This is a genomic window from Cytobacillus sp. FSL M8-0252, from assembly GCF_038007345.1.
In the GTDB taxonomy this organism is placed as follows: domain Bacteria; phylum Bacillota; class Bacilli; order Bacillales; family Cytobacillaceae; genus Cytobacillus; species Cytobacillus kochii.
The window spans coordinates 4,426,450-4,440,493 of record NZ_JBBOWZ010000001.1; the positions used below are offsets into that span (position 1 = coordinate 4,426,450).

Annotated in this window: 15 protein-coding genes; 2 read left to right on the forward strand and 13 right to left on the reverse strand. The window is 38.6% G+C overall.

Features of this window, described 5'->3' with window-relative positions:
* Positions 1–59: 59 nt before the first annotated feature.
* The 4 genes from MKX83_RS22440 to prfA all read right to left on the reverse strand — a co-directional run bounded on the left by MKX83_RS22440 (position 60) and on the right by prfA (position 3,646).
* Positions 60–512 (reverse strand): GNAT family N-acetyltransferase, encoded by a 453-nt coding sequence (locus tag MKX83_RS22440; RefSeq protein ID WP_224936767.1) that lies wholly within the window; start codon positions 510–512, stop codon positions 60–62.
* Between the two features lie 85 nt (positions 513–597).
* Positions 598–1,281 (reverse strand): stage II sporulation protein R, encoded by a 684-nt coding sequence (gene spoIIR, locus MKX83_RS22445; protein ID WP_224936768.1) that lies wholly within the window; start codon positions 1,279–1,281, stop codon positions 598–600.
* Between the two features lie 432 nt (positions 1,282–1,713).
* Entirely contained in the window at positions 1,714–2,580 is an 867-nt protein-coding gene (prmC, locus tag MKX83_RS22450; RefSeq protein WP_341058100.1) for a peptide chain release factor N(5)-glutamine methyltransferase, read from the reverse strand.
* Positions 2,573–3,646 (reverse strand): peptide chain release factor 1, encoded by a 1,074-nt coding sequence (prfA, locus tag MKX83_RS22455; RefSeq protein ID WP_191816256.1) that lies wholly within the window; start codon positions 3,644–3,646, stop codon positions 2,573–2,575. Before prfA ends, prmC begins: the two co-directional genes overlap by 8 nt.
* Before the next feature lie 216 nt (positions 3,647–3,862).
* On the opposite strand from prfA, the gene MKX83_RS22460 reads away from it, so the two are divergent.
* Positions 3,863–4,840 carry a DMT family transporter gene (locus tag MKX83_RS22460; protein ID WP_224936771.1) on the forward strand — a complete coding sequence of 326 codons (978 nt, stop codon included), beginning with the start codon at positions 3,863–3,865 and terminating at the stop codon, positions 4,838–4,840.
* 12 nt (positions 4,841–4,852) lie between these two features.
* On the opposite strand, the gene MKX83_RS22465 is transcribed toward MKX83_RS22460, so the two are convergent.
* The 8 genes from MKX83_RS22465 to MKX83_RS22500 all read right to left on the reverse strand — a co-directional run bounded on the left by MKX83_RS22465 (position 4,853) and on the right by MKX83_RS22500 (position 12,443).
* Positions 4,853–5,299 (reverse strand): hypothetical protein, encoded by a 447-nt coding sequence (locus MKX83_RS22465; protein WP_251162320.1) that lies wholly within the window; start codon positions 5,297–5,299, stop codon positions 4,853–4,855.
* A gap of 144 nt (positions 5,300–5,443) precedes the next feature.
* Positions 5,444–6,058, reverse strand: coding sequence for a thymidine kinase (locus MKX83_RS22470; RefSeq protein ID WP_341058103.1), 615 nt, complete (start codon positions 6,056–6,058; stop codon positions 5,444–5,446).
* Positions 6,059–6,250: 192 nt separating this feature from the next.
* Positions 6,251–6,457 carry a 50S ribosomal protein L31 gene (gene rpmE, locus MKX83_RS22475; protein ID WP_095371567.1) on the reverse strand — a complete coding sequence of 69 codons (207 nt, stop codon included), beginning with the start codon at positions 6,455–6,457 and terminating at the stop codon, positions 6,251–6,253.
* A gap of 155 nt (positions 6,458–6,612) precedes the next feature.
* Positions 6,613–7,881, reverse strand: a complete 1,269-nt coding sequence (gene rho, locus MKX83_RS22480) for a transcription termination factor Rho (protein WP_095371566.1) — start codon at positions 7,879–7,881, stop codon at positions 6,613–6,615.
* 307 nt (positions 7,882–8,188) lie between these two features.
* Positions 8,189–9,151, reverse strand: a complete 963-nt coding sequence (glpX, locus tag MKX83_RS22485; RefSeq protein ID WP_095371565.1) for a class II fructose-bisphosphatase — start codon at positions 9,149–9,151, stop codon at positions 8,189–8,191.
* 92 nt (positions 9,152–9,243) lie between these two features.
* Positions 9,244–10,530, reverse strand: a complete 1,287-nt coding sequence (locus tag MKX83_RS22490) for a UDP-N-acetylglucosamine 1-carboxyvinyltransferase (protein WP_251162321.1) — start codon at positions 10,528–10,530, stop codon at positions 9,244–9,246.
* A 458-nt stretch (positions 10,531–10,988) separates the two neighbouring features.
* Positions 10,989–11,846: a class II fructose-bisphosphate aldolase gene (locus MKX83_RS22495; protein ID WP_095371563.1), complete on the reverse strand. Its 858-nt coding sequence runs from the start codon at positions 11,844–11,846 to the stop codon at positions 10,989–10,991.
* A gap of 228 nt (positions 11,847–12,074) precedes the next feature.
* Complete coding sequence (locus MKX83_RS22500; protein ID WP_095371562.1) at positions 12,075–12,443, reverse strand: response regulator; 369 nt, start codon at positions 12,441–12,443, stop codon at positions 12,075–12,077.
* Positions 12,444–12,710: 267 nt separating this feature from the next.
* On the opposite strand from MKX83_RS22500, the gene MKX83_RS22505 reads away from it, so the two are divergent.
* Positions 12,711–13,238, forward strand: coding sequence for a DUF2529 domain-containing protein (locus MKX83_RS22505; protein WP_307318189.1), 528 nt, complete (start codon positions 12,711–12,713; stop codon positions 13,236–13,238).
* A 246-nt stretch (positions 13,239–13,484) separates the two neighbouring features.
* Here MKX83_RS22505 and MKX83_RS22510 read toward each other — a convergent pair whose 3' ends face one another.
* A complete protein-coding gene (locus tag MKX83_RS22510) occupies positions 13,485–14,015 on the reverse strand; it encodes a hypothetical protein (protein WP_341058110.1) in 531 nt (176 codons plus the stop codon).
* Positions 14,016–14,044 lie beyond the last annotated feature (29 nt).

The following is a 14,044-nucleotide window of genomic DNA, read 5'->3' on the forward strand; positions in this document are numbered from 1 at the left end:
ATCCACAAATTGTGAATAAATACATCGTTTTTGTGCATAACTTTGTGGATATATCCACATTATTCGAGTGAATATTTCAAAAAGAAAGAGTTATCCACAGATTGGACATTTTTAATATGTTCTTTTTCTACTAAAAATGTTGGCAATTCCGATTTATCCACTTGTTGAAAACCCATTAATAAAAATAATTGTAGTGTACTTTTGCGATTTGATCCTAAATATACTGTGGATAACCCTTTTTCTTTTGCTAATAGAAAAATTTGTTGCAATAAATACAATAAATCTGTCTGCACGGTTGTTTCTGACTTCATAACAAGCGAGCGTAACAAACCAACCGTTTCGTAAGGTTCGATGCCAATTGTCGCTTTTATTTCTCCCTCTTCATCTTCCATTATTAAAAAGTAATCAATTAAGTCCGCCACACCTTCCGATCGAACTGACGCTTCTGTTAAAAATTTCATGAGCTCGTTTTCATCTTGCTTCTGTGCAACTCTTACAATACTTGTTTTCATTCACTTCACCCTCTACTCATTTTATAGTCTATGAATATGAGTTAATTGAAATTGATAGAACTAAAAATTTGCTAGAGTTAAAATATTATCCGAATAGCTTATCCCATATCTCTGCTAAAAAGAATTTTACTTCCACTTCTTCTTCATCTTGTTCACCTGCATAAACAGGGTCTTCTTCTTTTTCGGTCATTTCTTCCTCTACATTCTCTTCTTCCACTACTAATTCTTCCTCTTGCTGTTCTTCATCACTAAACCCTTCGCTCACAGCCACACCATTTGAAAAATCAAGAAAGCATAATGGTGGAAATAAAACACACCACCAGTTCGCACCGTCTCCATCACCAAGCGTAATTAGAATCGCTTCATACTCACCAGCAGGGTATAAAAACTGGCCATAAAGTTTCGTCGGAAAATCTACTTTATCAAACTCCGTCTTAACTGTTTGTTTAGAGCCCGCTTCTGCTACAACTCGTTCGGCTATTTTTTGGATTTCTGGTAATTTTGATTGAATCAATGCTCTTGCTTCTTCTAAAGAGGTTAAATCAGATACCCACTCAGTTATATTTGCATTTACTTCGTCTCTCACCGCACGTTTAATCTTTTGATCTTTCTCCATATCGCTATTTGCTAGAATTCTTAAACGGATTGCTTCGTTAGGAATGACTAGTGATTCATCAGCCACTACCTCTGTTTGCGGAATATATAAACTAAATAAAGTACCTAATGATAAAATTAAGATATATAAGTTCACAATCGATTTCGTTTTCATCTTCCTGCACCATCCCTTCACTATCCACAGTGTGGTCAGAAAGAGAACATCTTAAACTATTAAAATTAAAAATTTATAAAATAAGAAGGAAAGATAGACCCCATTTAGATGGTAAACGGATTAAGTTAACATGTATCAAGCGTTACTATGTTAATAATCCATACATATGTCCATGGCGGGTCTTTTTTCTTTTATAATGGGAGAAGCTTGCAGAAAATATCTTTGGGGGGTTTTTACATTTGTACGGCTGTTGGCTTTTTTACCGAGGACCGTTCATTTTGCAACGGTCTTACTCTTGGACGTTTCACCAAGTGCCGTCATTTTTCTTTTTCCACCGCGCTCTGTTCCTATTTCCTTACAGAGAGCGGTGGTTTTTACACAGACACCATTTAACATTTCACTTAGTTCCTAATGATATAAACTCTCTTCACATTAGCCACTTATTTCAGCGAAAACCATTCGATCTTTCCCGTTGATGTCAAAGACGACTTCGACCTGTGCTTGTGGGAGGGCACCTTTTAATAAGTTTGCGACCAATTCCCCTTGCCCTGCACCTACTTCAAATCCAACAAGTGCTTGTTCGTTTAGTACATGTGGTAATTCATTTACTAAACGGCGATAGATGTCTAAACCATCCTCTCCAGCAAACAACGCACGATTAGGCTCATGTTCAGTTACAATCTCTGACATCCACGAACGATCTGCAGTTGGAATATAAGGGGGATTGGAGATAACTACATCTAATTTTACTCCAGAGTTGATAAAAGGCTGCAGCAAGTCCCCTACTATCCAATTTATGTCTGCGTCTAAATAAGCCCCATTACCCTTAGCTACTTCTAAACTTGCAGGATATAGATCAGTTCCAAAACAATCAAGCTGAGGGTTTTCTCGTTTCAGAGTAATAGCGATTGCACCGCTACCTGTACCAACATCGGCCACTTTTAATCCTGTATCGTCTTGCCAACGTGCACGAATACGCTCAAGCGTAGCAAGGACTAACTCCTCTGTTTCTGGCCTAGGAATTAGAACTTCCTTATTCACCATAAATTTTCTACCATAAAACTCCTCATAGCCCATAATATACTGAATAGGCTCACCAGCAATATGAGTGAGTATCGCCTTTGAAAAAAGTTGATCGATCTCCTCAGGAAGTTCTTCACGTAATCTTGTTAAGAATTCAGCTCGACTCATCTTCATATAATGTCTTAGTAAAATTTCAGCAGCATATGCTTCCCGTTGATTTTCTTCTAAAAAAGAAGAAGCCCAGTTAAGGGCTTCGAATACTCTGCGATTACTCATTAGTCGCACTTTCTAGTTTAGCCGATTGCTCTTCTAAAATAAGAGCATCAATAATTTCATCAATCTTACCGTGTAGGATCTGATCTAACTTTTGGATAGTTAAACCAATTCGGTGATCAGTTACACGGTTTTGTGGGAAATTATACGTACGGATACGTTCAGAACGATCCCCTGTCCCTACAGCTGATTTACGCTGCTGATCGTATTCAGCTTGTGCCTCTCGTTGGAATTTATCGTATACACGTGCACGCAAAACTTTCATCGCTTTTTCTTTGTTCTTAATTTGCGACTTTTCATCCTGACAAGAAACGACAGTTCCCGTAGGAAGGTGGGTAAGTCTTACTGCGGACATAGTCGTATTAACACTTTGTCCACCCGGTCCACTAGAAGCAAAAGTATCCACACGGATATCCTTATCATGAAGCTCAATTTCCACTTCTTCTGCTTCAGGTAACACCGCTACTGTTGCCGTAGACGTATGAATGCGACCGCCTGATTCTGTTTCCGGTACACGTTGCACGCGATGCGCACCATTCTCATATTTTAATTTAGAGTAAGCACCGTTGCCGTTTACCATGAAGATAATTTCTTTATAGCCACCGACCCCTGTACTACTTGCTTCAATGACGTCAATTTTCCAACCTTGGACTTCAGCATAGCGACTATACATACGGTACAAATCACCCGCAAACAGTGCAGCTTCATCTCCACCAGCTGCACCACGAACTTCTACGATAACGTTTTTGTCATCATTAGGGTCCTTTGGAATGAGAAGGATTTTTAATTTTTCTTCTAATTGCTCCACTTTTTCCTCTAATTCAGAAATCTCTTCTTTCACCATATCACGCATTTCAGCATCTAGTTTCTCTTCCAACATGGCCTTTGCGTCTGTATATTGTTCATGTATTTCTTTATATTCACGATATGTATCCACTGTTTCTTGGATATCAGACTGTTCTTTTGAATACTCACGTAATTTTTTTGGATCATTTACTATTTCTGGATCACTAAGCAATTCATTAAGACGTTCATAGCGTTCCTCTACAGATTGAAGACGATCAAACACGGTTATTCACCTCTAATTCATTATTAACATGCATCTATCTTATCACTGCTATCAGTATGCAGTTTCATTTCCAACGTATAACATTCTAATTATAGTATAGCCGCCTTGTTCAGTCAAAACCACTTTAGATTATTTTAGAAATTTCTGTTATTCGATTGATGAATCTTTCATCGTTTACTATAGTAAAGTTATCTACTTAAAAATGAGGTGCAGCACATGAAAGCCATTATGATTGGAATACTCTCCGCATTCTTTTTTGCTTTTACATTTGTTTTAAATGCAGCTATGGAAATGAATGGAGGAAGCTGGTATTGGAGTGCATCGCTCCGTTACTTCTTTATGATCCCACTTCTACTTATCATTGTTTTATACCGTAAGAGCTTACGTGCACTTATGATTGAAATGAAAAAAGCCCCTGGAAAATGGATACTATGGAGCACAATTGGATTTGGGCTATTTTATGCCCCTATATGTTTTGCTGCTGCCTATGGTCCCGGCTGGCTAATTGCTGCCACCTGGCAAATCACAATTATTTCTGGCAGTCTACTTGCCCCATTATTTTATGAAATGCGCCAGACTTCTAAAGGAGTCATTCGCATAAAAGGGCAAATTCCTTTTAGAGGACTACTCATGAGTCTCATTATTTTAGTTGGCGTATTTGTTATCCAATGGGACCATGCCTCTGTTGTATCGGTGAAAGATACATTTATTTGCACCTTAGCCATTCTTATTGCATCGTTTGCTTACCCTCTAGGGAATCGAAAAATGATGGCCTTAACAAACAAGCGCTTAGATCCTTATCAAAGAGTGCTTGGTATGACAATAGCTAGCCTTCCCTTTTGGCTCTTACTTGCATTTATTGGTTTACAAACAGCTGGCATGCCATCGATGAGTCAAGTTTATCAATCGGGGTTAGTAGCCTTATTTTCCGGTGTTTTTGCAACAGTACTATTCTTTGCTGCCACCGATCTCGTTCAAGGCAACATGCAAAAACTTGGAGCTGTGGAGGCAACACAGTCCTTTGAAGTGCTTTTCGCAATGATTGGTGAAGTGATCATTTTATCTGCTCCTCTTCCTTCTGCTACTGCTACGGTTGGGATCAGTTTAGTAATACTCGGCATGGCACTTCATAGTTATGTATCCAATTTACCTCAAAAGGGATTCAAAAAGAAAAAGGTAGAAGAGACGGTTTAATTCACCGTCTCTTTAATCTGTATGATCTTCTCTAATTTTCACATTTATATAATAGGTCGGCACCGCACCAACTAATTTTTTTTGCAAACTTTCCTCAGCTTTTTCACGTTCCGCTTTTGAGGAAAAGTCTTTATTCGTATACACAGTTACATGCATATATTCCCCGTCAATCCATATACCACCTGGTTCATAATCAGTAAGCTTATTAATCGTTGATCTTGCTTGATTAATATCGCTACGGTCAGATTTTTTATCGCCATTGGTATTTAATAAGTTGGGATTTTGTTCATACATTGACCATTCCTGAACATCTTCGGAACGATGACCAGAAGGGCTGCTTATTCTAACGGTTTCGGTATGTTTGTTGATATCATAAGTTTTATCAGCATTTGCACCGTAATTATAAGAACAACCAGTTAGTAGACTGATTAACAAAACACCTGTAATGGTTTTTTTCATGAATGAATGGCACCCCCTACTAAATAAAATGCCCATTCATTTTAAAATTTCAGCAAGCAATTTTTCCTATGTAAAAAAATGTATGCCAGGGAGTTTTTCGTTCCAAAAAAGACGCCAAAGTTAGCGTCTCCAATCAAAAATGTGTTATTTCATCATTTCCGTGTGATTTTTAATACTTTTTGGTTTGCCAATCACTTCATGATGTTCACGGCACCGAGGTTCATACGATTCAGATGCGCCCACAAGAATAGTGGGGTCTGTATATGATGCCGGTTTACCATCAATTAAACGCTGTGTTCGACTAGCAGGTGATCCACAAACAGCACAAACGGCTTGTAGTTTTGTCACTAACTCAGCAGTAGCCATTAAATCTGGCATCGGACCAAAAGGCTCACCACGAAAATCAACGTCTAACCCAGCCACAATGACACGATGACCGTTTCCCGCAAGCATCTCCACAACTTCAATGATTTGATTATCAAAAAACTGAACTTCATCAATAGCTACGACTTCTGTATCAGACGTAACAAATGACAAAATATCCTCTGAGCAGGCTACAGGTTGAGCAATAAACGATGCCCCATTATGAGAAACAACTGATTCATCACTATAACGTTTATCGATTTGAGGCTTGAATACAGCAATTTGCTGTTTGGCAAATTGTGCCCTCCTTACTCTGCGAATAAGCTCCTCTGACTTACCAGAGAACATACTCCCGCAAATTACCTCAACCCATCCATGATGATTGATAACATACATGAAAGGTCTCTCCTTCCGCAACAATCTAATCTATCTATAAACACCTATTACAGTCCTTACTGTTAAGGTCTCACAAAAGAAACATTCTTATGTTAAATGCCGAAAAATAGTGGTGGTGTGCACCACTATTTTTCGACATTCATGAAAAAACAGGCAAGTATCATGACTTGCCTGCTTTGATTGTTATTTAAATTACTTCTGTTTGATGCCGTATTTTTTATTGAAACGGTCAACACGTCCGCCAGCTTCAGCGAATTTTTGACGTCCAGTATAGAATGGGTGGCATTCTGAGCAAGTTTCTACACGGATTTCTTCTTGTACAGAACCCGTTTCGAATTCGTTACCGCATGCACATTTCACCATTGCTGTTTTATAGTTAGGATGAATTCCTGCTTTCATTCTTTTCATCTCCTTCCGCCCTGAATCATTCTGAAACAGAGTTATATAGTTACGGATTCACCGTAATCTTAGAAACGCACTGGAATCATTATAACAAGGTCGAGCTTAATTTGCAATCATCGATTACGAATGAGCTTTACCATTTGATTCCAAACCTAATGAGAGCGCTTTGCTTTCATCTCTTCACTCAATAAGGCAAAGAAATCCTCATTCGATTTCGTTTGCTTTAATTTTCTCATGAGTTTTTCCGCAAAATCAGGAGAATCAGTCATTGATTTACGGATTGCCCATAGTTTATCAAGATGATCCTTAGGAATCAACAATTCTTCCTTACGGGTGCCAGATCGTCTAATATCAATTGCAGGGAAAATTCGTCTTTCAGCAAGCGAACGATCAAGATGTAACTCCATATTCCCCGTTCCTTTAAACTCTTCATAAATCACATCATCCATACGTGATCCCGTATCAACCAGAGCAGTAGCTAAGATAGTTAAGCTTCCGCCTTCCTCAATATTTCTTGCGGCACCGAAAAACCTTTTCGGACGGTGGAATGCGGCTGGGTCAATACCGCCTGATAACGTACGACCACTTGGAGGAATGACCAAGTTATAAGCTCTAGCTAAACGTGTAATACTATCCATTAAGATGACAACATCGCGCTTATGCTCAACTAGACGCATCGCTCTCTCTAATACGAGCTCTGCCACTTTAATATGATTTTCCGGCACTTCGTCAAATGTTGAACTAACAACATCACCAGCAACAGAGCGTTCAATATCTGTTACTTCTTCCGGTCTTTCATCAATAAGTAATACGATAAGCTCTGCTTCAGGATGATTCGTTGTAATACTGTTGGCAATTTCTTTTAACAACATCGTTTTCCCTGCTTTTGGAGGAGCGACAATTAAGCCACGTTGTCCAAAACCAACTGGTGAAATTAAGTCCATAATTCTAGTGGAAATATGTCTTGTTTTTGTCTCTAAATTCATATGACGATCAGGATATAGAGGCGTTAAACCTGGGAAATGAACACGTTCCTTTGATGTCTCTGGATCATCTCCGTTAACCGCTTCCACTTGTAGCAAACCAAAATAACGTTCATTTTCTTTCGGCGGACGAACTTTACCAGAAACTTTGTCACCATTTCTTAAATCAAAGCGACGAATTTGCGATGCAGAGATATAAATATCCTCTGAACTTGGCGAATAGTTAATCGGCCTTAAGAAACCGAAACCTTCTGATTGAATGATTTCTAGAACACCTTCCATAAAGAAGTATCCTTCTTGTTCCGCTCTCGCTTTTAATATCGCAAAAATAAGTTCTTTCTTTGATAATTTACTATAATAAGAAACTTTATATTCTCTTGCATGTTCATAAAGTTCTTTCAATTTCATATTCTCTAGACTTGAAATATTTAGTCCCATTTCTACACCACTCTTTAGATTTTTCGATTATTTCCCCCATATGCTAAAAAAATAAGATTCATTATATATTCGAATATGGTTGGAAAGGAAAGTATGTTTGAGGCTTCCTGAAGTAAACGAAGAGTTTGATTTAGTCAACTCTCCTTGTAATAGAGGAATGATTGGTCTTCCTTTGAAAATATCTTTTATTTTACCCCTAACCTCTATGTTAGGCAACTACATTTTATAGTAGGATATTTGGAAGGATTCTTTCTATTTTAATTTAACCTAAGAAATGCAAGGATGCACTTCTTAGGTCTATCAGCAATTATTTAATTACAAGATTAGGTTTTTTCTTCAAGCTATGACGACCATCAATAAACCTTACTGTGCCCGATTTAGCACGCATAACGACTGAAGACGTCGAACCGTAAGATCCTTTAAATTGAACGCCTTTCAAAAGTTCTCCATCCGTAATACCTGTCGCAGCAAAGATTGCGTCATCACCTTTAACTAGGTCTTCCATCAATAATACTTTGTTAACATCTAATCCCATTTTAATACATCTTTCTAGTTCCGCATCGTTTTGGGGAAGCAGTTTACCTTGCAATTCACCACCAAGACATTTCAATGCTACAGCTGCAACAACACCTTCAGGGGCACCACCTGCTCCAAATAAAATATCTACGCCTGTATGATCGAACGCCGTATTAATGGCTCCTGCTACATCGCCTTCATTAATTAGCTTAATTCTAGCGCCAGCGTCACGCAATTGTTCAATAATATGTTGGTGCCGATCACGATTAAGTACAGTTGCAACAACGTCCTCAATATCTTTGTTTTTTGCTTTCGCAACAGCTCTCAAGTTATCAATCACTGGAGCATTGATATCGATTTGTCCAACCGCCTCAGGTCCAACGGCAATTTTATCCATATACATATCTGGTGCATATAGTAAGTTACCTCGATCTGCCACTGCCAGAACCGCAAGCGCATTCCAACCACCAGAGGCAACAATACTTGTACCTTCGACAGGGTCGACTGCAATATCAACTTGAGGGCCAGAACCTGTTCCAAGCTCTTCGCCAATATATAGCATTGGTGCTTCATCCATTTCACCTTCACCAATCACTACTCTACCTTGCATAGGAACTGTATTAAAGATATCTCTCATTGCTTCAGTTGCTGCACCATCTGCTTCATCTTTTAATCCACGGCCCATCCAACGAGCAGATGCTAGTGCTGCACCTTCTGTAACACGAACCAACTCCATTGATAAACTTCTTTCCATTTTTACTTCCTCCCCAATATTCACTTCGTCTCAGTATGTACTGAAATCGATGCGGAATCTAGATGTACATTTATAACATTGTCAATTCATCATTAAGCATTATTCATTTGTTCAATTTCTTGATCAGTTAGCTTTTCTCTCCAAATCGTTGCTCCTAAACCATTGAGTTTTTCAACTAAATGACTATAACCTCTATCAATGTGATCAACGCCAGTAACCTCTGTTACCCCTTCAGCCATAAGGCCTGCGATGACTAGCGCTGCTCCAGCACGTAAATCACTTGCCTTTACTTTGGCACCTTGCAATTTCATAGGGCCGTTAATAATAGCCGAACGACCTTCCACTTTAATATTGGCATTCATTCTTCTCAATTCATCAATATGCTTAAATCTAGCCCCATATATCGTATCAGTTACCATGCTTGTTCCTTCTGCATTCGTTAACAATGCCGTTAATGGTTGCTGGAGATCAGTTGGAAAACCAGGATATACAAGTGTCTTAATATCTACTGCCTTCATTTTGTCAGCGGGACCGACAAAAATTTGATCATCACCCGCTTCAATTTGCACACCCATTTCTCTTAACTTTGCCGTTAATGATTCAAGATGATGGGGAATAACATTATCAATTAAAACGCCCTCTCCAGAAGCTGCAGCAAGCACCATATAAGTCCCAGCTTCAATACGGTCAGGAATAATTGTATGCTGGCATCCATGGAGCTGATCTACACCATCAATACGGATTACATCAGTACCCGCGCCTTTTATCTTTGCACCCATATTATTCAGCAATGTAGCAACATCAATAATTTCAGGTTCTTTAGCCGCATTTTCTATAACCGTACGACCCTTTGCCTTTACAGCAGCGAGCATAATATTAATAGTTGCACCAACACTGACGACATCTAAATAAATACGTGCACCTCTTAGTTCATCTGCACGTAAATAAATCGCGCCTTGTTCATTTGTTACACTTGCGCCGAGTGCCTCAAAACCCTTAATATGCTGATCAATCGGTCTCGGTCCTAAATGACAACCACCCGGAAGTCCAATGACTGCTTTATTAAATCGTCCAAGCATGGCCCCCATTAAATAATAAGAAGCACGAAGCTTTTTCACCTTGCCATTAGGCATAGGCATCGAGATCATTGCAGAAGGATCAACCTGCATATCTCCATCAGCGAATGTTACTTCACCACCGATTTCCTCTAGTAAACCTTTTAAGATTTGCACATCCGAAATATCTGGTAAACCTTCTATTGTTACAGGCGAATCTGCCAGTATTGTTGCCGGTATTAAAGCAACTGCACTATTCTTCGCGCCGCTAATTCTCACTGTTCCTTTTAATGGGTATCCGCCTGCAATCATAAGCTTTTCCATTTTGAACTCCCTTCTAAGCCGTTAACGCAACCCCTTTATAGAGGATGCTCTATAAGAATAAGCTTGTCCTATGTGGAATCTTTGCTCTATCAGTCATAAAACAAACCCGCATTTTTAAAAAAACACAGGTGTAATCTACATTACCATTGTTGTCTATCTATTGAAAAAATAAGCATCTTTATGTTAACATGTCTAACAATTTTTAAAAAGCTCACATATGATAGGCATTTAGATGCATCTTCCTTCTTCTATTTTACACCATAACAATTGGAAATGTAGTTGTTGTTTCGAATTGTTATGAATATGTAAATTTTTAAGGAAACATTTGCATCATGGATTCATTCACCGATGGAAATTGTTGACTAATGAGTTTTCCGAGAGTCAAGAGGGATTGAATTGAGAAGTTGCTTTAAATAAGCTTAAGAAACCGTTGAATGAACAACGGCTTCTTTTCTATTTTATGCCTTGTTAGCAGAACCAAACTCGCGCATTTTGCCAATTACTGTTGCTTTAATCGCTTCCCGAGCAGGCCCTAAATATTTACGTGGATCGTACATTTTTTCATCTGCTGCAAGGACTTCACGTACTTTTTTCGCAGATGCAATTTGGTTCTCTGTATTTACGTTAATCTTTGCTGTTCCTAGAGAAATTGCTCTTTGAATATCTTTCGTTGGGATACCTGTCCCACCATGCAATACAAGTGGTACACCTGTTAAGCCACGAATTTCTTCCATTTCTGTAAACCCTAAGTTAGGCTCACCTTTGTATGGTCCATGAACAGACCCAAGAGCAGGCGCTAAGCAGTCAATCCCTGTTCTCTGAACTAATTCTTCACATTCTTTTGCATCTGCATAAATAACGCCATCTGCAACAACGTCATCTTCTTGTCCACCAACAGTGCCAAGCTCAGCCTCAACAGATACTCCTTTTGAATGCGCATATTCTACTACTTTAGAAGTGATTTCGATATTTTGCTCAAATGGATCATGAGAAGCATCAATCATAACAGAAGTAAATCCTGCATCGATTGCTTCTTTACATTTATCATAACTTGAACCATGATCAAGATGAATGGCCACTGGAACAGTAATATTATAGTCTTCCATTAGACCTTCTACCATTTTAACAACCGTTTTGAATCCACCCATATAACGACCTGCACCCTCAGAAACACCAAGAATTACAGGTGATTTTTCTTCCTCAGCTGCTTGTAAAATTGCTTGTGTAAACTCTAAATTATTTAAGTTGAATTGACCAACTGCATAGCCCTCTGCATTTGCTTTTTTCAACATTTCAGTCATAGAAACTAAAGGCATATGTAAAAATCCTCCTTGTCTTATTCACTTCAGTCATTCCTTTTAAAGGATTTCCTTCCAGCTACATGTTTATGTACCCTAATAGCTCTCCATCAAACGGAAAAAATGAAATGAACATATAAATTCCATTTGTATCATACCAAAATGTGCAGAGAAAATCTATGATTAGGTTATAACTTTTCATAAATAAGATGTACTATTAATTAAAAAAGGCATAATTGTATAACCTTATTTAGGTACTGGTAAATATTTCTTAACAGCCGCCCGAATGTCATCTATGTCGAATGGTTTAGCAAAATGTGTTAAAGCACCTAAATCTTTTGCCTCTTGAATCATATCTAATTCTCCATAAGCAGTCATAATGATGACTCTTATATCATGATGCCCTTCTCTCATTCTCTTTAGAATTTCAATCCCATCCATACCTGGGATTTTCATATCTAATAATACTAAGTCTGGGTCATGCTTCGCTACAATATCAAGAGCTTGAATTCCGTTTGCTGCTTGGTACGTTTCATAGCCCTCCTTCTGTAAAACTTCATTTAATAGAATCCTTATACCAAACTGATCATCGACAATCAATATTTTCCCTTTCATAATACACCCCATTCTCGTTTAATCAAGAATACTTAATGTTTTTAAATTCGACCCTAAGTGTTTTTTTCCTGCATTTGTTAGGAAAATAACTAGAATGAGTCATCGCCGTTAATTGCTATATTTCGACAAGTTGATGGTTCTCTTTTCGTTGTGTATCAATCAATTACTGTAGCACCAAAAAACCAAAGTGAGCAGCCTGATTATTTTGTGATTTCGTCTTATTTCAATATAATGATAATATTGGGAGAAGTACAGGAGGAATTATTAATGTTAAAGATTTTTTCTACACAATTATTCGGTTTATTTAAAAAATGGCAAGACAATCATGAAGAATCAATAGAAGATGCTGCTCGAATTTTAGCTCAAGCGAGTGTCGGTGAGGGCCATATATATATTTACGGAAAACAGGAGATGCAAGCTGTCGGTATCGAAGCAACTGAGGGAGTAGACGCACTGGCAAACGCAAAAGTCTGGGATTCTTCTGCATCATTTGATGATATCTCAGCTAGTGACCGTTTTCTCATTATCACCAGAGAGAGTGATGACAAGGAAGCACTCCTATTAGCACAACATTTGAGTAATCAATTCATACCTTTTGCAACAATAAGTGCCCTTCCATCTGATAACACGGAGCAATTAGCCTCCTATTCCGATGTACATTTCGACTTACAACTGAAGCAAGGACTTGTTCCAAATGAAAGCGGGGAACGAGTTGGTTATCCATCTGCGATAGGAGCATTATTTATCTATCATGGAATTAAATTTACGTTAGACGAGATATTAGCAGATTATTAATATGTGTATTTATATGAGGCGAGGGATTCCATTTTGACGGGGTTCCTTGCTTTTTTTATATGTTATAGAAGGGCTCATTTCTCGGGCGCATATATTCTTAACTACACAACGGCTTTGAAATAAATGATTAGTGTTTGTTTCATTGTCTCTTTAAACCAATATTACTTTTCTTTGCAAGTGTGAAGCGAATCTAAATTATTTACTGTGAACTTTTTTGTTTCGTTCATACATTTTTCAGTGACAAATTTACGATATGCACTGATACATGTTTCTTTCTCTTTCTGAACGACATGCGGGCCTCTTTTGTAAAGCGCTCACCTTTAGTGTTCCTTCTGAGTGACTTGCAAACCCCTTTTGCGAAGCGCTCACCTTTGCTTTTCTCTCTGAGTGACTTGCAAACCCCTTTTGCGAAGCGCTCACCTTTGCTTTTCTCTCTGAGTGACTTGCAAACCCCTTTTGTAAAGCGCTCACCTTTGGTTTTCTCTCTGAGTGACTTGCAAACTCCTTTTGCGAAGCGCTCACCTTTGGTTTTCTCTCTGAGCGGCTTGCAAACCCCTTTTGCGAAGCGCTCACCTTTGGTTTTCTCTCTGAGTGACTTGCAAACCCCTTTTGCGAAGCGCTCACCTTTGGTTTTCTCTCTGAGTGACTTGCAAACCCCTTTTGCGAAGCGCTCACCTTTGGTTTTCTCTCTGAGTGACTTGCAAACCCCTTTTGCGAAGCGCTCACCTTTGGTTTTCTCTCTGAGTGACTTGCAAACCCCTTTTGCGAAGCGCTCACCTTTGGTTTTTCCTTCTGAGTAATGTCAT